The organism is Mesorhizobium huakuii (assembly GCF_014189455.1).
Classification (GTDB): Bacteria; Pseudomonadota; Alphaproteobacteria; order Rhizobiales; family Rhizobiaceae; genus Mesorhizobium; species Mesorhizobium huakuii_A.
Window position 1 is genome coordinate 5606491 of the sequence record NZ_CP050296.1, and the last position, 20446, is coordinate 5626936.

The window sequence follows — 20446 nt, forward strand, 5'->3', positions numbered from 1 at the left end:
GAGGGTCGACGGCATGACAAAGGTGGCCAGGATTAAGGCGCCCGTGGCTAAGGCGGCCAAGGCCATGTTGACGATCTCGTCGAAGAACTATTCGTCCTGGTCGCTGCGCGGCTGGCTGCTCTGCCGCATGGCCGGGCTGGAGTTCGAGGAAAAGCGCGTCGACATCGATGATGCCGGGCAGCGGCAGGAGTTGCTGCTGCTGTCGCCATCGGTTCTGGTACCGCGTCTGACCCATGACGGGGTGACGGTGTGGGACACGCTGGCAATCGCTGAATACCTGGCCGAGACCATGCCGGGAGCGGGGCTCCTGCCGGCCGACCGCGTCGCGCGCGCCCATTGCCGCGCCGTGTCTGGCGAGATGCATTCGGGTTTTCACAATTTGCGCTCGGCGCTACCGATGAGCCTGAAGGCCAGGCACAAGAGCTTCAAGATATTTTCGGGCGCGCGCCCGGATGTGGAGCGGATCAAGACGATCTGGTCCGAATGCCTCCAGGCCTATGGCGGTCCCTGGCTGTTCGGCGCGTCGCCGACCGTGGCCGACGCGATGTATGCGCCGGTCTGCACCCGTTTTCGCACCTACGCGGTTGAGCTCGAACCACCGCTCGCCGGCTATTGCGATGCGATCCTCGCCTGGCCGCTGATGCAGGAGTGGACGCAAGACGCACTGGCCGAGCCCGAGGATATCATCGAACTCGACGTGGAGTTTTGAAACGATAGGAGTAGAAGGGCGCTGCTACCCCTTCAGCATCCGCGCCACTTCCGGCGCGAAATAGGTCAGAATGCCGTCGCAGCCGGCGCGCTTGAAGGCGAGCAGCGATTCCAGCATCGCCTTTTCGCCATCGATCCAGCCATTGGCGCCCGCCGCCTTGATCATCGAATATTCGCCCGACACCTGGTAGGCGAAGGTCGGCATCTGGAATTCGTCCTTGAGCCGACGGATAATATCGAGATAGGGCAGGCCGGGCTTCACCATCAGCATGTCGGCGCCTTCGGCGATGTCCTGCTCGGCCTCGCGCACCGCCTCGTCCGAATTGGCGTGGTCGAGGTAATAGGTCTTCTTGTCGCCCTTGAGCAGGCCGGCGGTGCCGACCGCCTCGCGATAAGGGCCGTAGAAGGCCGAGGCGAACTTCGTTGCATAGGACATGATCGCCACGTCCTGAAAGCCGTTGGCGTCGAGCGCGTCGCGGATGGCGCCGATGCGGCCGTCCATCATGTCGGATGGCGCGATGATGTCGGCGCCCGCCGCTGCCTGAATGACGGCCGCCGCCGCGACCTGTTCGACCGTTTCGTCGTTGACGATGATGCCGTCGCGCAGGATGCCGTCATGGCTGTGGCTGGTGAACGGGTCGAGCGCCGCGTCGGTGATGATGCCGATCCCGGGCACCGCGTCCTTGATCGCGCGGGTGGCGCGGTTGATGATGTTTTCCGGGTCGAGGATGTGCGAGCCGGTCTGGTCGCGCAAGCCGAGGTCGACATTGGGGAAGGTGGCCAGTGCCGGAATGCCGAGCTTTGCCGCGCGTTCGGCCTCCTTGACGGCAAGGTCGACCGACAGGCGGAAGACGCCGGGCATGGCGGCGATCGGCTCGCGCACTTGCCTGCCCTCGACGACGAAGATCGGCCAGATCAAATCGTCGACCGTAAGCCGGTTCTCCTGCACCAGGCGGCGCGACCAGTCGGCCTTGCGCATGCGGCGCAGGCGGCGGCTGCCGGTAATGTCGTCGACGCTGCGCGCGCCGGCTGGCTTTGTCGGGGTGAATTTGTTCATTGCCAAAACTCTCGTTTGGCGGCTTTTACCACGAGCCCTTGCCGCTGACCAATGCGACACGATTGTGCCAGAGGCAAAGCCGCCACCTTTCAGGGCGGCCCATTCCCCGAAAGAATCTGTGCCGCGCCGCCGATTGCCACGCGAAATGCCTCGTCGAAGCTGACGCCACGTACCTGCCAGCGATAGGTCTCACCATTATTGGCCAGTCGCCAATCGGCGATCCAGCCGAGTTCCTTGTCGCTCCATACGATGCTGCCGACGAGCGCTTGCGCGCCGCCGGCCTGTTTGGCCAGCCGGTCCAGCCTTGCCATGTCTTCAGAGCGCAGCACTTTATCGCCCAGGTCGGCTATCTGCGCAGCCTTCGGAAACGCGATATGCATCAACAGCGGATCGGCGGCATTGGCGAAGGACTCGCGCATCGTCTCGCCACGGTCCTCCTCGGCGCTTAGCAAAAAATGCCGAGCGCCCTGTTCGGTGCTGAGAAAGACGGCAAGCGTCGGTCGCTCGCCAAGCCAGGGCTTGCTGCCGAGCTGTGCCAGCAGCTTGTCGACCGTGGCGGGCTTGTAGAGACAGGTCAGATCATGCGGCCGGTCATGCGTGCCTTGCTCGTCATGGATCGGAATGCCCTCCAGCCGGTCGTGGTAGCGGAAGGCGTCGACGAAACTGCCGGCCTTGTCGCGCAGTGCCAGCATTTCCGGCTTTTTCGGCAGGCGCTGATCGCCCGAAACCCTGACCAGCACTCGGTCCAGGCAATCCCTGAAGCCGATCTGGCGGTTCGCCTCGCCCTGGCCGGTGACGATGGTCTGAGACTGGTACAGTTCGTTCAGCGTGACGGCGACTGCCGGGCGCGGTGCAAGGCCAACAATTATAAGCCCGATCGTCAAGAGCGCGGCACGAAGAAATCCGGGCATGGCCAACTGTCCCTCGAAGCCGTCCGCGCCGCAATATCGGCGTGTCGCTTGCTACAGCGGTGATCTTCATAGCATCGGCCACCGCCGGCCGCCAAGACCGCGGGAACAGGCTGCTGCCATTGACGCACCCATGCGCCGCCTTTAGCACTTCAGTCCCGCAGGCGCGGGGGAGGGATTCTCTGGCGATGGATTTTGGCGGCGGCGACGAGATCCGCTTCGAGCGGCTAGGCAGAGCCGGTGTCGTCACGCTGACGCGGCCGCAGGCGCTCAATGCCGTCACCCATGGTATGGTCAAGGCGCTGGGCCAAGCCTTGGGTGCGTGGGAGCGCGATGACGGCGTGGATGTCGTCCTCGTCAAGGCCGAGGGCAGGGCGTTCTCAGCGGGAGGCGACATCCTGCACATTTACGAGGCCGGTCGGGCTGGAAAGCCGCCGGTGGAGTTCTTTGCCGATGAGTACCGGCTGAACGCCCGCATCAACAGCTTCAAGAAACCCTATGTGGCACTCATCGACGGCATCGTCATGGGCGGCGGCGTCGGCATTTCCTTTCACGGCTCGCACCGGGTGATGACAGAAAATGCCCAGTTCGCCATGCCTGAGGTCGGCATCGGCTTTTTCCCGGATGTCGGCGCCAGCCATCTGCTGCCCGACCTTGGCGGCTCTTTCGGCATGTATCTGGCGCTGACCGGCAACCGCATCCGCTATGGCGATGCGCTGTGGTCGGGGCTGGCCACCCACACCATCAAGGCCGAAGACCAGGCAAGCTTCCTCGATCAGCTGGTGCTGACCGGCGATCCGGAATCGGTGCTGCGTGGTTTCTTCGTCCAGGCAAAGCGGGAGACCGACAGGCCGACGCTGGAAGCGATATCGCGCCATTTCAACCAGCCGTCACTGCAGGATGTCGTCCACAGTCTGGATCGGGCGGCAAGCACCGACGAGTTCGCGGCCAAGACGCTGGCGACGATCCGCATGCGTTCGCCGACCAGCCTTCGCGTTGCCTGGCGGCAGATCAGCGCCGGGCAGACGCTGTCGATGGACGACTGCATGAAGATGGAGTTTCGTATCCTCAACCGCATGCTTGCCGGCCACGATTTCTACGAAGGCATCCGCGCGGCCATCATCGACAAGGGATCGAAGCCGCAATGGCGGCCGGCAAGCCTCGATGCGGTCGGCGAGGCGGATGTCGAGGCCTATTTCGCCCCGCTCGGTGAACGGGAACTGCCGCTATGAGCGAGGTGACGTCGAGACGCATCGTGCTGCAGCCCTCGACGGTCGAGGTGATCTTCGCCTGGTTCCAGCGCGTCATCGCCGGCTACTGCCTGCTGTTCGGCATCCTCTACTGGATCAAGCTGATCGGCTTCTACCCAGGCCCGCTCTGGCGCTTCGACCTGATGCCCGTGCATTGGCAAGTGGCGGCGGTGATGCTCGCCGTGTTTTTCCCCTTTGCCGCGGCGGGCTTGTGGATGCTGGCCTCCTGGGGGCCGGTGATCTGGTTCATCTGCGCGGTCACCGAGACCGTCATGTATGCCGGATTTCCCGAGCTTTTCGGCCATCGCCCGCTGATCGTCGTCTCGCACGCGGCGGTGGCGCTGCTCTACATCGTCTTTCGCGTCGTCATCTGGCTGCAGAAACGCCCCGTACGGCACTAAGCCGTTGAGGGCATTGACGACTTGGCAAACGCCGGATTTGAGCCCCGCGAAAGGTGCCTAAGCCTTTAGGTTAATTATCCTTGCTCGGGTGACCGTTCGTTAAGCCTCTTTCGAAACCTCTTACCGGTAAGCTCTTGTTAGCCCTAGCGTTTAAGTCGAATTTTATGAGTATTCGATAGTGTCGCGATCAAGGTGAAAAACAAAAAATCACCAGGGCGACAAACGAGAGGCAAAGACAATGATCAATTCGCGTCCGGCGGCGAAGACCGCCAACGTATCCGACGATCGCCGCGAGGCTATCCGTACCCTGTACATGGAATCGCTGCAGCTCGTCGAGCGGCTGCACCGCCGTCTGCTTGACGTGATCAAGGACGAGTTCGACCGTAACGGCCGTTCCGACATCAATGCCATCCAGGCGCTGCTGCTCTTCAACATCGGCAATTCCGAGCTGACCGCCGGCGAACTGCGCTCGCGTGGCTACTATCTCGGCTCGAACGTCTCCTACAATCTGAAGAAGCTGGTCGATCTCGGCTTCATCAACCACCAGCGCTCGCGCATCGACCGTCGTTCGGTCCGTGTTTCGCTGACCCCGAAGGGCAACGAGGTGGCCGACGTCGTCGCTGGTCTCTATGAGCGTCATGTCGGCTCGATCGAACAGGTCGGCGGCATCAACACCGACGAGTTCAAGCAGATGAACCGCGCCTTGCAGCGGCTCGACCGCTTCTGGAACGACACCATCGCCTACCGGATGTAAGGCGCCGCAACGATTTGGCCCGCGCCATAGAAGCGCGGCCGACTTAGCGACCTTCAGTCAGGGGCTGGTGCCGAAAGCACCGGCCCTTTTTCTGATGATGCCGCACGCTTTGCTTTCGCCTTCGCAATGCCTAATGTCGCCACAGAAGGAGGCATGATGGGTCGAAGGAGCTGCTTCAAAATCTGTTCGGTCGCCGCGGCGCTCCTGCTGGCACCGGGAACGGCCGTTGCGCAGGAGTGGTGGAAAGACTCCTTCGCCATGGAAGGCAGCAGCCCCTGCGACAACAATGACTCCAGAGTGACCTTCACCGACAAGTCGGTGGACATGTGGGAAGTTGGGTGCACTCTCGACAGAGTCCAGAATCTCAGAGGCCTGGACGCCGTCGTCCTGGACATGACCTCCTCGGACGATGAGCAGAGCGTGGAAAAGCGACGCGCGCTTCTGCTCAAACTTCCGGACAACAAAATATTGCGATATCCCGAGTATCAGGTGCTGCAACGGTGTTCGGAGCTGGAGGCCAAAACCAGTTCACAGCCTTAGCTGGGACGAAGCTGTTCCTCCGCGAGGCGTCCCAGCGCTGGCAACGTGGGTCGGTACCGAAAAACCACGCCCCTTTCATTTCGCCACGCCGGGCGCCCCAAATTGGGCGCAAGGCCACGTTGCCGCCATATTCCAATGGAACCGAGAGTGGCAGTGATGCTGTGGTGAAGACCATGCGTCCACCCGCAACCGTATCGCGCTGCGTGCGTTTCCTGCCAACGTGATACGGGCCATGGTTGGCTAATTGTTAAGATTGCCAATTTTAGAGTGCGGGCGAGATCGCCCGATGATCGACGCAGCAATTGATCGAACCGCTACCTATGTCTGGAACGTCCATGAGAACCAGCCGCCGCTTTTTCCTTTCCGGAGCCTCGTTGCTCGCCGCCGCCATGGTGGCCGGCCGTGCGAGCGCGCAAGATGTGATCGGGGATATCCTGAAATCCTCGGCCCGCGGCAATTGGGACGACCAGTTCGACGCCCGCGCCAGCGAAGGCGGCAAGGTGGCCTCGACGCTGCCGATCTTCAGCCCGCAGACCGTTGCGTTCACCGAGCAGGCGGTCGCGCAATATCAGAACATTGTCGGGCAGGGCGGCTGGGTAGAGGTTCCCGCGACCAAGAAACTGGAACTCGGCGTCGATGATCCGGACGTGGTGCCGCTGCGCAAGCGCCTGATGGTTGCGGGCGATCTGTCGCAGAGCGCCGGCATTTCGACGGCCTTCGATTCCTATGTCGACTCGGCCGTCAAGCGGTTCCAGTTGCGCCATGGCCTGCCGGCTGACGGCTCCATGGGCAAATACACCTATGCGGCGATGAATGTTTCGGCGCAGGTCCGGCTCGGCCAGTTGCAGACCAATCTGCAGCGGCTGAAGGAGAAGGCCGGCACGCTCGGCAACCGCTACGTGCTGGTCGACATTCCCGCCGCGCAGATCGAAGCGGTCGAGAACGACCGCGTCGTGCTCCGCCACACCGCTATCGTCGGCAAGATCGATCGCCAGACGCCGATCGTCAATTCCAAGATCAACGAGATCATCGTCAACCCGTATTGGAACGCGCCGGTCTCGATCGTGCGCAAGGACATCATTCCGCTGATGCGGAAGGATCCCAACTATTTGAAGAACAGCCACATCCGCCTCTTCGCGCCGGATGGCAGCGAAGTCGATCCGATGAATGTCGACTGGTCGACGGATGATGCCGCCAAGTACCGGTTCCGCCAGGATCCTGGTTCGGAAAACGCCATGGCGTCGGTCAAGATCAACTTCCCGAGCCCGGACGGCGTGTACATGCACGACACGCCGCAGCAGAGCCTGTTCGGCAAGATGATGCGCTTCGATTCCTCGGGCTGCGTGCGCGTCCAGAACGTGCGCGATCTTGTCACCTGGATCCTGCGCGACACGCCCGGCTGGGACCGCCAGCATTTCGAGGCGGCGATCAAGACCGGCCAGAACACGCCGATCCAGGTCACCAATCCGGTGCCGGTGCACTTCCTCTATCTCTCGGCCTGGTCGACCGGACCGGGCGTCGTCCAGTTCCGCGACGACGTCTACGCACTCGACGGCGCCAGCGAGCTCCAGATCACATCTTCGCTCTAAGCGACTGATAATTCTAGCGAAAGGCCGCCGAAGGGCGGTCTTTTTGTTTGCGGAAACGTTAGATCATCGGCTTGATGCTGGCCACACGGTCTGCTGCCGTCTCGGCCATCGCCGCGCCGCAGCCTGTCTGGACGCGAGGCCGACGATTGCGCATGGTCCGGCAACAGCCGGAATCGCGCCATGCAAACCGCCATCTTCATTCTCGTCGTGCTCGTCTTCGTCGCCGTTTCCGGCGCGTTGGTGCGGCTGGTGCGCGTGCCGCTGCCCGTCCTGCAGATCGCCATAGGCGCCGCGCTCGCATGGCCGGTGGGCGGCATCCATGTCGAGATCGATCCGGAACTGTTCCTGCTGGTGTTCATTCCGCCGCTGCTGTTCAGCGACGCTTTTGGCGCGCCCAAGCGCGAGCTGATCGCCTTGCGCGGGCCGATCCTCGACCTTGCCATCGGCCTCGTCTTCTTCACCATCGTCGGCTTCGGCTATGCCTTGCACTGGCTGGTGCCGAGCATTCCGCTGGTGGTTGCCTTCGCGCTTGCCGCCGTGCTGTCGCCGACCGATGCGGTTGCCGTCTCCTCGATCGTCGACAGGAACGTCGTTCCGGCGCGCCTGATGCACATTCTGGAAGGCGAATCGCTACTCAACGATGCATCGGGCCTGGTCATGTTCCGCTTTGCCGTCGCGGCGGCATTGACCGGCAGTTTTTCCTTCGCCGCCGCCTCGCTGAGTTTTGTCTACGCCGTGGCGGTCGGCATCCTGGCCGGCGTGGCGGCCTTGTTCGTCGCCGCCAAGGCGCTGCAGCTGTTGAACCGCATCGGCGGCGTGCCGGCCGAGGCGCAGGTGCTGATCACCATCCTGCTTCCCTTCGTCGCCTATCTCGGCGCCGAGCATTTCGGCGCCTCGGGCATCCTGGCGGCGGTGACCGCCGGTCTCTTGACCGGCAGCACCGGCATATTCCGCTTCCTCGGCGTCTCGGCGCGCATGCAGACGATCTCGCTGTGGACGACGTTTTCCTTCGTCTTCAACGGCGCGCTGTTTATCGTGCTCGGTCTGCAGCTTCCTGAAATCATCCGCAAGGTGCCGCCCGAGCTATCCAGCCGCCATTGGCTTCTGGAGCCGGTCCTGACGGTTCTGCTGCTGACGCTGTGCCTGATAGGCCTGCGCTTCCTCTGGATCTGGATTGGCGACATCGCGGCGGGGTTTGCGGCGCGGCTGGGCAAGCGTAAGGCCGAACCCTTCGGCCTGCGCGTGCGGCTCGCCGGATCGGTGGCCGGCGTGCGCGGTGCCATCACGCTCGCCGGCATATTGTCGCTGCCGTTGGCTCTGCAGGATGGGTCACCATTCCCGGCGCGCGACCTTGTCATCTTCCTCGCCGCCGGCGTCATCATCTGCTCCCTGGTGATCGCCAGCCTGGCCCTGCCGGTGATTGCGCGCGGCCTGGTCGAGCCGGGCGAAGACGCCGGCGCTGCCGAGGAGCGCATGGCGCGCGTCGGTGCGGCGAAGGCGGCAATCGCCCACCTCGAGAGCATCACGCAGACCGATGAAGAGGAGGGCGATGTACCCGGCGTCCGGCTCGCCGCCGCCAACGGCATTGTCGCTGCCTACCGGCGACGCATCGCGGCGTCCGACGAGGCCGATGAGGCGCGCGCCGAGGTGCGTGAGGCAGGCAGGCTGGAAATCGATCTGAGGCTTGCCGGCATTGCCGCCGAGCGTGACGCCTTGCGCGCCATGCTTCGCCGCGGCGAGATCAACGACCACACGGCGCGGGCGCTGTTTACCGAGATTACGCTAACGGAAGCCCTTTTGAACGGCAGGCAGGCGCGAAGCTAGGGCTCCTGCCGCACCGGATTTGCCGTCTCTGCCGCAAACCGGCCAGCAAATTTCGCGCCGCAAACGTGGCGGGTCGAAAACAACTGTGTTAATGGCGCGGCAATGCGTGTCGCCCAAAAGTGTGCAGCGGTTTTGGGGCAACGATAAGCATAGACAAATTGCCCCGAACCGGAGGATTTTCAGGCCATGGCAACAGCAGCGGCAGCGTCGAACAAATTCGAGTCCTTCTTCGAAACCACGCTGGAAGACGCCGATCCGGAGATTTTCGGCGCCATCCGCAATGAACTTGGTCGCCAGCGCCACGAGATCGAGCTGATCGCTTCGGAAAACATCGTTTCCCGCGCGGTGCTCGAGGCGCAGGGGTCGATCATGACCAACAAATACGCCGAGGGCTATCCGGGCAAGCGCTACTATGGCGGCTGCCAGTTCGTCGACGTGGCCGAGGAATTGGCCATCGAACGGGCGAAGAAGCTGTTCGGCTGCAATTTCGCCAACGTCCAGCCGAACTCCGGCAGCCAGATGAACCAGGCGGTGTTCCTGGCGCTGCTGCAGCCGGGCGACACGTTCATGGGCCTCGACCTCAATTCCGGTGGCCATCTCACCCATGGCTCGCCTGTCAACATGAGCGGCAAATGGTTCAAGGTCGTCTCCTATGGCGTGCGCAAGGAAGACCATCTGCTCGACATGGACGCGATCGAGAAGACCGCGCATGAGACCAAGCCGAAGCTGATCCTGGCCGGCGGCACCGCCTATTCGCGCATCTGGGACTGGAAGCGCTTTCGCGAGATCGCCGATGCGGTCGGCGCCTATCTGATGGTCGACATGGCGCACATTGCGGGCCTCGTCGCAGGCGGCGTGCATCCCTCGCCATTGCCGCACGCCCATGTGGTGACGACCACCACGCACAAGTCGCTGCGCGGCCCGCGCGGCGGCATGATCCTGTGCAACGACGAAGACATCGCCAAGAAGATGAACTCGGCGGTGTTCCCCGGTCTGCAGGGCGGCCCGCTGATGCATGTCATCGCCGCCAAGGCGGTGGCCTTCGGCGAAGCGCTGAAGCCGAGCTTCAAACTCTATGCCGAGAGTGTCGCCGCCAACGCCAAGGCGCTGGCTTCGAGCCTCAAGGAGACGGGCCTCGACATCGTCTCCGGCGGCACCGACAACCATCTGATGCTGGTCGATTTGCGCCCCAAGAACGCCACCGGCAAGCGCGCCGAGGCAGCCCTTGGTCGCGCCAACATCACCTGCAACAAGAACGGCATTCCCTTCGACCCGGAAAAGCCTTTCGTCACCTCGGGTGTGCGCCTCGGCACCCCGGCCGGCACCACGCGCGGCTTCGGCCAGGCCGAATTCCGCGAGATCGGCAAGCTGATCGCCGAAGTGCTGGATGGTCTCAAGGTCGCCAATTCGGACGAGGGCAATGCCGCGGTCGAAGCGGCGGTCAAGGCCAAGGTCGTGGCGCTGACCGATCGTTTTCCGCTCTACCCGTATCTCGGTTGACCATCCTCGATTGACCGGGCGCGAAGCGTCATCTCTTATTCGCCGGCACTGCGTCACCCCTAATCGGGTGACGCATGGAACTGGAGACTTGATGATGCGCAATTTTTGTCTCGCCTCACTCGGCGTTGTCGGTTGGCTGGCCGTTTGCGGGTCCGCCTTGGCGCAGACGCCGCCCGCTCCGGAGACGCCCGCCACCAGCACCTTCGGCAAATGGACAACCATCGTCGATGTGCTCGACAGCGGCCAGGATACAAGCAAGACCTGTGCGGCTTCGACGGCGTTCTTCGATGCGAACGGCAATTCGGGCACACTGACCTTGTCGATCTCGACAGGCGATGCGCTGCCGCCTGATGCCTATCCGGCCATCATGCTCACTGTCGACAACAAGGAGCTGCCGACCGGCGAGAAGATCGCGGCGACGTTCGGCGATCCCGGCGTCAAGGTTTCGGCGACGGTCTATTCCAACAATGCCATCATCGGCCGTCCGAGCTGGACGGTCGACAATCAGGCCAAGACCAGTCTCGCGCTGCTGCGTGCCATGCGCCAGGTCATCTCGCTCGATGTGACCTTCGGCAAGCAGGCTGTCGCCAGCATCCCGATGGACGGCTTCACCAAGGCCTACCGCAATCTCGGAACGTCCTGCGGCTTTCCGACCAAGGACGTCGCGCCGTGATGCCGACGAACTGGTCGGAATAGGGGCGCGGATGGACATTGTCTGGAAGGGCGTGGTCGGTGGGCTGGTGACGGCGCTGATCGTCTGGCTGTCCAAGCGAGGCAATGTCCTGCCCGGGATCCTGCCGCTGGCGCCAACCTTTGCCGTGATTGCGTTGCTCGCCGTCGGCGCCAAGGGTGATCCGGGCGGGTTCCGCGATGCCTGCCTTGCCGGGATGAAGACAATTCCCGCCTATCTTGCCTTCCTTGGCGCCTGTTGGCTGTTCATCGACAAGGTCGACTATCGCCTGGCTGTCGTCGGTGGCATCGCCGTCTGGCTGGTTGTCGCGCTGGCAATCTTCCTCGCGCCTCGCTATCTCTGAAGAAACGGAACGGCTTCAATCCCGACCGGAAAGGCTCTAAGCCTTTCGCCTCACCAGATTCGCGAACCCAAGGCTTTTCATGCGCTGTCCCTATTGCCAGTCCGAAGATACGCAGGTGAAGGATTCGCGCCCCGCCGAGGATGGCGCGGCGATCCGCAGGCGGCGTGTCTGCCCTGATTGCGGTGGCCGTTTCACCACCTTCGAGCGCGTTCAGTTGCGCGATCTGGTCGTGGTCAAGAAGTCGGGCCGGAAAGTGCCGTTCGACCGCGACAAGCTGTTGCGCTCGGTCGAGATCGCGGTCCGCAAGCGCAATGTCGATCCCGAACGCATCGACCGCGCGGTGACCGGCATCGTGCGGCAGCTCGAAAGCTCCGGCGAGACGGAAGTGGCTTCCGGCGAGGTCGGCCGGCTGGTCATGGAGGCGTTGAAGTCGCTCGATGATGTCGCCTATGTGCGCTTTGCCTCGGTCTACCGCAATTTCCGCGAGGCCAAGGATTTCCATGAGCTGCTGGGCGAGTTGAAGGGCGACGAAGACAAGAGCGAAGAGGAAGCCGGCTGAGCATGGCAGCATCGCAACTGAGCGGGGCCGAGCAAGCGGCCCTTGATCGTCGTTTCATGGCCGCGCCCTGCGGCTGTCGCGCAGGAACGCCGGCCGGACCTCGACCAATCCTTCCGTCGGCACGATCATCGTGCGTGATGATGGCGCTGGGCCGATGATCGTCGGCACCGGCGTCACCGCCGTCGGCGGCCGGCCGCATGCCGAGACCGAGGCGCTGGCCGAGGCCGGCGAACTGGCGCGGGGTGCCACGGCCTATGTCACGCTCGAGCCCTGCGCCCATCACGGCCGCACGCCGCCTTGCGCCAACGCGCTGGTCAATGCCGGCATTGCGCGTGTCGTGGGTGCTGCCAGCGATCCGGATCCGCGCGTCTCCGGCAAGGGCTATGCCATCCTGCGCGCTGCCAGCATCGAGGTGGTGGAGAAGGTGCTGGCCGCGGAAGCCGCCGAGCAGATGGCGGGCTATTTGATTCGATCTCTGCGAAAACGCCCGGAAGTGACGCTGAAGCTTGCGCTTTCGAGCGACGGCAAGATCGGCAGGAAAGGCGCCGGCCAGGTTGCGATCACCGGCGAGATCGCGCGCCGCGACGTCTATCTGATGCGCGCGGAGTCGGATGCCATCCTGATCGGCATCGGCACGGCGCTGGAAGACGACCCAGCGCTGACCGTGCGCCTGCCAGGGCTGGAAAACCGTTCGCCGGCGCGCATCATCCTCGATCGCCAGATCCGACTGCCGGAAGCCTCGAAGCTGGTTTCCGGTGTCGACCGCGTGCCGCTCTATGTCGCTGCCTGTCTTGAAGCCGATCCACACCGTCGCGCCGCACTCGAACGCGCCGGCGTGCGCTTCATCGGTACCGAAACCCATGACGGCGTCGTCGCCTTGCCGGAACTTCTCGAGGACCTGGCGGCGCTCGGCATGGCAAGCGTGCTGGTCGAGGGCGGCGCCCAGGTCGCCAAGGCATTCCTGGACGAGGAGCTGGTCGACCGCATTGTCTTGTTCCAGGGGCCGGAGGCGATTGGCGAGGATGGCATTGCATCGCCGGTTGATGCTGACCATATCCCGGCAGGCTTCCGCAAACTGCGCGAGATGCGCTTCGGCGAAGACAGCTACGCCGAGTGGGTAAGAGACCTCTAGAGCCGGATGATTTCAGGTCGAGTCGACCTGAAATCTGAATCCGGCTCTAAATCAAAGAGATAGAGCATGATGTCGTCCGAAAACCGCTTCACACTTTTCGGCATCATGCTCTAGGGATCAGCATCGATGTTCACCGGAATTGTCACTGATATCGGCACCGTCGCGGCCGTCAAGCCGCTGAGCGAAGGCGTCGGCCTGCGCATCGATACCGCCTATGACCCCGAAACCATCGCCATTGGCGCGTCGATCTCCTGCGGCGGCGTCTGCCTGACGGTCACGGCTTTGCCCGACAGCGGCTCGAATGCCCGCTGGTTCGAGGTCGAGGCCTGGGAAGAGGCCTTGCGGCTGACCACGGCCTCGGGTTGGAAATCTGGCAGCAAGGTCAATCTCGAGCGGGCGCTGAAGATCGGCGACGAACTCGGCGGCCACATCGTGTCGGGCCATGTCGACGGCACCGCCGAGATCGTCGAGCGCAAGGACGAGGGCGACGCGGTGCGCTTCACGCTGGAAGCGCCGCGCCATCTGGCGAAATTCATCGCGCCAAAGGGCTCCGTCGCGCTCGACGGCACCTCGCTCACCGTCAACAAGGTGGAGGGCACCCGCTTCGACGTGCTGTTGATCCACCATTCGCTGACCGTCACCACCTGGGGCGAGCGCAAGGCCGGCGACCGCGTCAATCTCGAGATCGACACCATGGCCCGCTACGCCGCGCGGCTGGCGGAGGCGGCGAAAGAGGGGCTTTGATGGTTCAGCCGAGCACGGACGAGGTAGCCGACCGTCGAAAGATGACTCTCGAGGCATTGGCGGATGTCGATGCTGGCCGGGTGATTGATCACAACGAAGTTGACGCTTGGGCAAAAAGCCTGGCCGATCGCACAAAGCGTGCAACGACCCAAGCCGAATAGGTCACCCAACGTCGCATCGTAACATCTTCCGCTTGCGATCAATCCGGCTTCGGCCTAAGTCACCGGCAACCCCCGGAGATTTTTATGGCAGGCACATCCCAACACGGCAAAGCCTTCATTCGTCCGAAGGCGAAGGCGCATCTGCTGATTGTCGAAGCGCGCTTTCACGACGATCTTGCCGACGCGCTGCTCGACGGCGCGACAAGCGCGCTCGACGAAGCGGGCGCGACCTACGACGTCGTCACCGTTCCAGGTTCGCTCGAAATTCCCGCGGTGATCACCTTCGCGCTGGACGGCGCCGCCGAAGGCGGCACAAATTATGACGGCTTCGTCGCGCTCGGCACCATCGTCCGCGGCGACACCTACCATTTCGACATCGTCGCCAATGAATCCAGCCGCGCGCTGATGGACCTGTCCGTGCAGGACTCGGTCTGCATCGGCAACGGCATCCTGACCACCGAGAACGACGCCCAGGCATGGACGCGGGCCAAGCGCTCTGAGGGCGACAAGGGAGGCTTTGCTGCGCGTGCGGCGCTGACCATGATCGCGCTCAAGGAACAATTGGGAGCGCGATCGTGAGCGAACCCGCTTCGCCCGGACAGCCCGCGGTGCGCCATGCCAACAAGCGCGGCGCCGCCCGTCTGGCCGCCGTGCAGGCGCTCTATCAGATGGATGTCGCCGGCAGCGGTGTCTTCGAGATCACCGCCGAATATGAGGCGTTTCGCCTTGGCAAGGAAGTCGACGGCGCGCTCTATCGCGAGGCGGATGCCCAATGGTTCCGCGCCATCCTGACCGGCGTCGTCGAGAACCAGAAGACCATCGATCCGGTCATCCGCCAGGCGCTGACCGATGACTGGCCGCTGTCCCGGCTCGATTCGACGCTGCGCGCCATTATGCGCGCCGGCGTCTATGAATTGATGAAGCGCGAGGATGTGCCCGTGGCCGTCATCGTCTCCGAATATGTCGACATCGCCAAGGCCTTCTATGAGGAAGACGAGCCGAAGCTGGTCAATGCCGTGCTCGACCGCGTGTCACGCCGGGTGCGCGGCGAGGGGCGCGGCAAGGACGCATCGTGACGGCCATCGCTGTCGAGGCGGGCAGGGATGCGCGGCGCACCGCGCTGATCCTCGCCGCCTCGCAGGCGATTATCGGCTCGGCGGCACCCATCGCCATCTCCATGGGCGCACTGGCCGGGCAATATCTGCTCGGTGCCGACAAATCGCTGGCGACGGCGCCGATCACTGGCTTCAACATCGGCGTGGCGCTCGGCGCGCTGCCGGCCGCGGCCATCATCCGCAGGCTGGGCCAGCGCGGCGGCTTCATGACCGGAACCGTCGTCACCGCGCTTGGCGGCCTGATTGCCACACTGGCGCTTTTCCACGGCAGTTTCTGGCTGTTCGCCTTCGCACTGCTGGTGATCGGCATCGGTGGCGCCTTCGTCCAGCAGTTCCGTTTCGCCGCCGCCGACAACGCGCCGCCGCAGTTCAAGGCGCGCGCCATCTCCTTCGTGCTGGCCGGCGGTATCATCACCGCCATCCTCGGGCCGCAGATCGTCATCTTCACCCGCGAACTGTTCGCGCCGGTGATGTTTGCCGGGTCATTCGCCTCCATCCTGCCGCTGGCCGTGGTCGGCGCCATTATCCTGTCGTTTCTGCGCCTGCCGGCGAAGGCGGCGAGCAAGGTTGAAATTGCCGACGGTGATGCCAGACCCCTCTCAGAAATCGTCACCAGGCCGCGCTTTGTCGCCGCGCTGTTCTGCGCCGTCGGCGCCTATGCGCTGATGAGCTTCGTCATGACCGGCGCGCCGTTGGCCATGGTCGGCTGCGGCCTGTCGGAGGACGATGCGACGCTGGGCATCTCCTGGCACGTCATGGCGATGTTCGCGCCGAGCTTCTTCACCGGCTCGCTGATCCATCGCTACGGCGCCGAACGTATCGTCGCCATCGGTCTGCTGCTGCTGATCGGCTGTGCTGCAGTTGCTTTGTCGGGCCTGGCACTGTGGCAGTTCTGGACGTCGCTGATCCTGCTCGGCCTCGGCTGGAATTTCGGCTTCATCGGCGCCACCGCCATGGTGGCGGCCAGCTACCGGCCGTCGGAAAAGGGCAAGGTGCAGGGTTTTCACGACTTCGTCCTGTTCGGCTCGGTCGCCTGTGCGTCGCTGCTGTCGGGCATGGTCTACAACGCCTGGGGCTGGGAGATGCTGAACTGGATGATCTTTCCGGTCACCGTCCTGTGCTTCGTCGCGCTCGGCGCGCTCAAGCTGACGAGCCTGCGCAAGGCCAGCGCCTGATCCTTAATTTGCTATTGACCTGACATGATGTTGTCAGGATTGCTTCGGTTGAATTTGCCGCGCCGGAACAAAATTATTGCGCCTGTACCTATTGTTATGAAACCGTGTGCCCCGACTGGCCGTTGAAGCCATGCTCATATGCGGCCACCGCATTCCGGTTCACAGCAAGAGGTTTTCACAATGTTTTCAGTCAAGGTTTTCGCCGGCGCGGCTTTGGCGCTGGCCGTCACGGCGGTATCCGCCAGTGCTCAGGTGGTCGTCTCCTCGAAGATCGATACCGAGGGCGGCGTGCTCGGCAACATCATCCAGCTCGTTCTCAACGCCAACAACATCAAGACCACTGACCGCATCCAGCTCGGCGGCACGCCGGTGGTGCGCAAGGCGATCACCGCCGGCGAGATCGACATCTATCCCGAATACACCGGCAACGCTGCCTTCTTCTTCGAGAAGGCCGATGACCCCGTGTGGAAGGATGCCGCCAAGGCCTATGAGACGGCCAAGAAGCTCGACTACGACGCCAACAAGATCGTCTGGCTGTCGCCGGCGCCGGCCAACAACACCTGGGCGATCGCGCTGCGCAAGGAAGTAACGGACGCGAACAAGCTCGTCACGCTGTCGGACTTCGGTAAATATGTCACCGGCGGCGGCCAGGTGGTGCTGGCGGCTTCGGCCGAGTTCGTCAATTCGGCGGCGGCACTGCCGGCCTTCCAGACCACCTATGGCTTCAAGCTGAAACCCGAGCAGTTGATCACGCTCTCCGGTGGCGACACGGCGGCGACCATCGCCGCTGCGGCCAACCAGACCAGCGGTGCCAACGCCGCCATGGTCTATGGCACCGACGGTGGCATTGCGCCGTCCGGCCTGGTCGTGCTCGAGGACGACAAGGGCGTTCAGCCGGTCTACCAGCCGGCGCCGATCATCCGCGAATCCGTGCTCAAGGAACATCCCGAGATCGAGACGCTGCTGAAGCCGGTCTTCGCCAAGCTCGACCTCGTCACGCTGCAGGAACTGAACGGCCGCGTCCAGGTCGGCGGCGAGCCGGTCAAGGGCGTCGCCGAGGACTTCCTGAAGAAGAACGGCTTTCTGAAGTAGGACGATTCCGGCGCGCCGCATGCGTGGCGCGCCGGGACGACCGACGGGGGAGGGCGTGAACATTCGGTTCGACAAGCTCGGCGTGGTCATCGCCGCGATCGCGGCCTATGCGGCGTTCCTCGCTCCTTTCGCCACATTCCGCGCCAACCGCATCGTTCCGGGGCAGGCGCGCTCGATTCTCGAAGCGTTGCCGGCTACGACAGGAGCATTGCTGCTCGCCATCATCGTCGCCGCGGCGCTCATAGCGCTGTTCAGGACACCGCTTGTGCTGCGCCTTGCCGCCAGCGTGGTGGCGCTTGCCGCGCTCGCGCTGCTCGTCGGCGTCGCCGGCACATTCCTAACACCGGCCGGCAACACCTTTGCCAGAGTATCGCCGGCCTCCGGTTTCTGGATCCTCATTTTTGCCTTCACGCTTTTGCTGGCCGATGTGCTGACAAGGCTGAACCTGTCGCCCCTGGCGCGAGTTGGCGTGCTTGTCGTCGCGGCTTTGGCGATCGGCCTGCTGTTGATGTCGGGAAGCTGGGACAATTTGTCGATCTTGAAAGAATATTTCAATCGCGCCGACAGTTTCTGGGCCGAAGGCTCCAAGCACGTGACGTTGGCGCTCGGTTCTCTGGCCGCTGCGGTCATCGTCGGCTTGCCGCTTGGCATCCTCTGCCACCGCGTCGAAAGGCTGCGGGCCGGCGTGCTCAACGTGCTCAACATCATCCAGACCATTCCTTCGATCGCGCTGTTTGGCCTGCTGATCGCGCCGCTCGGCTGGGTCGCCACCCATGTGCCGGGGGCTGCAGCGCTCGGCATTCGCGGCATCGGTACGGCACCTGCCTTCGTCGCCCTGTTTCTCTATTCGCTGCTGCCGGTGGTGGCCAACACAGTGGTCGGGCTCGCCGGCGTGCCGCGTGCCGCCAACGACGCGGCGCGCGGCATGGGCATGACCGACCGCCAGCGCCTGTTCGGCGTCGAGTTCCCGCTGGCCTTCCCGGTGATCCTCACTGGCATCCGCATCGTGCTGGTGCAGAACATCGGCCTTGCCACCATCGCAGCGCTTATCGGCGGCGGTGGCTTCGGCGTTTTCGTCTTCCAGGGTGTTGGCCAGACGGCGATGGACCTGGTGCTGCTCGGTGCGGTGCCGACGGTCGCACTCGCCTTCGCCGCAGCCATCATCCTCGACGCCGTGATCGAAATGACCGCCACCAAGCGCAGGGTTGAAACGGCATGATCGAGATCGAAGGCATTACCAAGCGCTATGACGCGACAACGGTCGTCGACAATGTTTCGATGGTCATCGAGCCACGCACGGTTTGCGTCATTGTCGGCACCTCCGGCTCCGGCAAGACGACGCTGCTGCGCATGATCAATCGGCTGGTCGAGCCGACATCAGGCATCATCAAGCTCGACGGTGTCGACAACAGCTCCGTGCCCGGTTACGAACTGCGCCGCAGCATCGGCTATGCCATCCAGGGGCACGGCCTGTTTCCGCATCGCACCGTGGCGCAGAATATTGCCACCGTGCCGGTGCTGCTCGGCTGGGACAAGGACCGCATCAAGGCCCGCGTCGATGAGCTGATGACGCTCTATCAGCTCGATCCGCAGGCCTACGGGCCGCGCTACCCGCACGAACTGTCCGGCGGCCAGCAGCAGCGCGTCGGCGTGGCCCGCGCGCTCGCCGCCGAACCCAACGTGCTGTTGATGGACGAGCCGTTCGGCGCGCTCGATCCGATCATCCGCACCAAGGCCCAGGAAGATCTGCTGGCGATCCAGAAGCGCTTCGGCACCACCATCATCCTTGTCACCCATGATATGGAGGAAGCCGTGCACATGGGCGACAAGATCGCCGTCATGGATGCCGGCAAGCTCGTGCAATACGCCAGACCCGCCGAGATCCTCGCAAACCCCGCGAGCAATTTCGTCGAGACCTTGGTCGGCGCCAGCGAAAGGCCGTTCAGGCTGTTGTCGCTCGGGCGGGTGCGTGACGCCGTGGAGAATGGCAGCGCCGATGGCGTAGCCATTCCCGGCGATGCCAGCCAGCGCGATGCGCTGGCTGAACTCCTGTGGTCGGGCCGGCCGGCGCTGCCGGTGCAAGGCGCCGACGGCAAACCGCTCGGCCGCATCACGGTGGACGGGCTGATCAAGCGCGCGGCGAGGCCGGCATGAAAGCCTGGCTGCCGGCGCTGCTGCGGCTTGCCCTTGTGGTGCTGCTCGTCGCCTTCCTCACCAATCCCGTCTGGTTCGAACCGCTGCTGAAGCCGCTGACCGAGAACAATGCGCCGGTGATCTACAATCAGGGCAGCCTGCTGACCTTGACGCTGCTGCATCTGCGCACCGTCCTGCTCGCCACCTTGGCCGCGACCATTGTGGCTGTTGCGCTCGCCATCCTGGTCACAAGGCCAGCCGGGGCCGAATTCCTGCCCCTATCGCGCAGCCTGGTCAACATCGGCCAAACCTTTCCGCCGGTGGCGGTTCTGGCGCTCGCCGTGCCTGCTGTCGGCTTCGGCGAATGGCCGACGCTGATCGCGCTGTTTCTCTATGGCCTGCTGCCGATCTTCGAGAATGCGCTGACCGGGCTGACGACACTGCCGGCCAATGTCGTCGAGGCCGCGCGCGGCGCCGGCATGACCGGCTGGCAACGGCTTATCAAGGTCGAACTGCCGCTCAGCGCACCGATCATCCTGGGCGGCATCCGGTTGTCGGTTGTCATCGGTCTTGCCACCGCCACCATCGGCTCGACCGTGGCTGCCAAGACGCTGGGCGAGGTGATCATCGCCGGCCTGTTGTCCAACAATCTTGCTTTCATCCTGCAGGGCGGCCTGATCGTCGCGGCCCTTGCCGTGCTGATCTATGACGGGCTGTCGGCGGTCGAGCGCTATGCGGCGCGGCGGATGGGACGCGAGGCGGAGTAGTCT

General features: G+C 63.8%; 21 protein-coding genes and 1 pseudogene. 20 read left to right on the forward strand and 2 right to left on the reverse strand.

What is annotated here, in order from left to right; all coding sequences use genetic code 11:
- The first annotated feature begins 13 nt into the window (after positions 1-13).
- Complete coding sequence (locus HB778_RS26990; protein ID WP_183458376.1) at positions 14-709, forward strand: glutathione S-transferase; 696 nt, start codon at positions 14-16, stop codon at positions 707-709.
- Positions 710-733: 24 nt separating this feature from the next.
- Here HB778_RS26990 and hemB read toward each other — a convergent pair whose 3' ends face one another.
- On the reverse strand, positions 734-1765 hold the full coding sequence (gene hemB / locus HB778_RS26995) for a porphobilinogen synthase (protein ID WP_183458378.1): 1032 nt from the start codon (positions 1763-1765) through the stop codon (positions 734-736).
- A gap of 89 nt (positions 1766-1854) precedes the next feature.
- Entirely contained in the window at positions 1855-2676 is an 822-nt protein-coding gene (locus HB778_RS27000; protein WP_183458380.1) for a DUF2066 domain-containing protein, read from the reverse strand.
- 185 nt (positions 2677-2861) lie between these two features.
- Here HB778_RS27000 and HB778_RS27005 point away from each other — a divergent pair, with 185 nt between their 5' ends.
- The 19 genes and pseudogenes from HB778_RS27005 (at position 2862) to HB778_RS27095 (ending at position 20443) form a co-directional block, all read left to right on the forward strand.
- The gene (locus HB778_RS27005; protein WP_183458382.1) at positions 2862-3905 is read left to right on the forward strand and encodes an enoyl-CoA hydratase/isomerase family protein; all 1044 of its coding nucleotides are present in this window, start codon (positions 2862-2864) and stop codon (positions 3903-3905) included.
- Positions 3902-4324: a DUF6163 family protein gene (locus HB778_RS27010; protein WP_095201594.1), complete on the forward strand. Its 423-nt coding sequence runs from the start codon at positions 3902-3904 to the stop codon at positions 4322-4324. The genes HB778_RS27005 and HB778_RS27010 overlap by 4 nt, the downstream gene beginning before the upstream one ends.
- Positions 4325-4562: 238 nt before the next feature.
- The gene (gene ldtR / locus HB778_RS27015) at positions 4563-5078 is read left to right on the forward strand and encodes a transcriptional regulator LdtR (protein WP_095201593.1); all 516 of its coding nucleotides are present in this window, start codon (positions 4563-4565) and stop codon (positions 5076-5078) included.
- Positions 5079-5231: 153 nt separating this feature from the next.
- On the forward strand, positions 5232-5618 hold the full coding sequence (locus tag HB778_RS27020) for a hypothetical protein (protein ID WP_183458384.1): 387 nt from the start codon (positions 5232-5234) through the stop codon (positions 5616-5618).
- A 335-nt stretch (positions 5619-5953) separates the two neighbouring features.
- A complete protein-coding gene (locus HB778_RS27025) occupies positions 5954-7207 on the forward strand; it encodes a L,D-transpeptidase family protein (protein ID WP_183458386.1) in 1254 nt (417 codons plus the stop codon).
- Between the two features lie 180 nt (positions 7208-7387).
- Positions 7388-9031 carry a Na+/H+ antiporter gene (locus tag HB778_RS27030; RefSeq protein ID WP_183458388.1) on the forward strand — a complete coding sequence of 548 codons (1644 nt, stop codon included), beginning with the start codon at positions 7388-7390 and terminating at the stop codon, positions 9029-9031.
- Positions 9032-9217: 186 nt separating this feature from the next.
- On the forward strand, positions 9218-10531 hold the full coding sequence (gene glyA, locus HB778_RS27035) for a serine hydroxymethyltransferase (protein ID WP_095201590.1): 1314 nt from the start codon (positions 9218-9220) through the stop codon (positions 10529-10531).
- A 94-nt stretch (positions 10532-10625) separates the two neighbouring features.
- Positions 10626-11204 carry a hypothetical protein gene (locus HB778_RS27040; RefSeq protein WP_183465240.1) on the forward strand — a complete coding sequence of 193 codons (579 nt, stop codon included), beginning with the start codon at positions 10626-10628 and terminating at the stop codon, positions 11202-11204.
- A gap of 31 nt (positions 11205-11235) precedes the next feature.
- Positions 11236-11565, forward strand: a complete 330-nt coding sequence (locus tag HB778_RS27045) for a GlpM family protein (RefSeq protein ID WP_183458390.1) — start codon at positions 11236-11238, stop codon at positions 11563-11565.
- A 79-nt stretch (positions 11566-11644) separates the two neighbouring features.
- Positions 11645-12124 carry a transcriptional regulator NrdR gene (gene nrdR / locus HB778_RS27050; protein ID WP_013895995.1) on the forward strand — a complete coding sequence of 160 codons (480 nt, stop codon included), beginning with the start codon at positions 11645-11647 and terminating at the stop codon, positions 12122-12124.
- A 2-nt stretch (positions 12125-12126) separates the two neighbouring features.
- Positions 12127-13256: pseudogene (ribD, locus tag HB778_RS27055) on the forward strand (bifunctional diaminohydroxyphosphoribosylaminopyrimidine deaminase/5-amino-6-(5-phosphoribosylamino)uracil reductase RibD).
- 126 nt (positions 13257-13382) lie between these two features.
- Complete coding sequence (locus HB778_RS27060) at positions 13383-14000, forward strand: riboflavin synthase (RefSeq protein ID WP_183458392.1); 618 nt, start codon at positions 13383-13385, stop codon at positions 13998-14000.
- 245 nt (positions 14001-14245) lie between these two features.
- A complete protein-coding gene (ribH, locus tag HB778_RS27065) occupies positions 14246-14740 on the forward strand; it encodes a 6,7-dimethyl-8-ribityllumazine synthase (RefSeq protein ID WP_096456999.1) in 495 nt (164 codons plus the stop codon).
- Positions 14737-15237, forward strand: a complete 501-nt coding sequence (gene nusB, locus HB778_RS27070; RefSeq protein ID WP_019857616.1) for a transcription antitermination factor NusB — start codon at positions 14737-14739, stop codon at positions 15235-15237. Before ribH ends, nusB begins: the two co-directional genes overlap by 4 nt.
- Positions 15234-16451, forward strand: a complete 1218-nt coding sequence (locus HB778_RS27075; protein ID WP_183458394.1) for an MFS transporter — start codon at positions 15234-15236, stop codon at positions 16449-16451. The genes nusB and HB778_RS27075 overlap by 4 nt, the downstream gene beginning before the upstream one ends.
- 180 nt (positions 16452-16631) lie before the next feature.
- Positions 16632-17543: a glycine betaine ABC transporter substrate-binding protein OsmF gene (gene osmF / locus HB778_RS27080; protein ID WP_183458396.1), complete on the forward strand. Its 912-nt coding sequence runs from the start codon at positions 16632-16634 to the stop codon at positions 17541-17543.
- A 19-nt stretch (positions 17544-17562) separates the two neighbouring features.
- Positions 17563-18762, forward strand: coding sequence for an ABC transporter permease (locus tag HB778_RS27085; protein WP_183458398.1), 1200 nt, complete (start codon positions 17563-17565; stop codon positions 18760-18762).
- Positions 18759-19697, forward strand: coding sequence for an ABC transporter ATP-binding protein (locus HB778_RS27090; RefSeq protein ID WP_183458400.1), 939 nt, complete (start codon positions 18759-18761; stop codon positions 19695-19697). Before HB778_RS27085 ends, HB778_RS27090 begins: the two co-directional genes overlap by 4 nt.
- A complete protein-coding gene (locus HB778_RS27095; RefSeq protein WP_183458402.1) occupies positions 19694-20443 on the forward strand; it encodes an ABC transporter permease in 750 nt (249 codons plus the stop codon). The genes HB778_RS27090 and HB778_RS27095 overlap by 4 nt, the downstream gene beginning before the upstream one ends.
- The last annotated feature ends 3 nt before the right edge of the window (positions 20444-20446 follow it).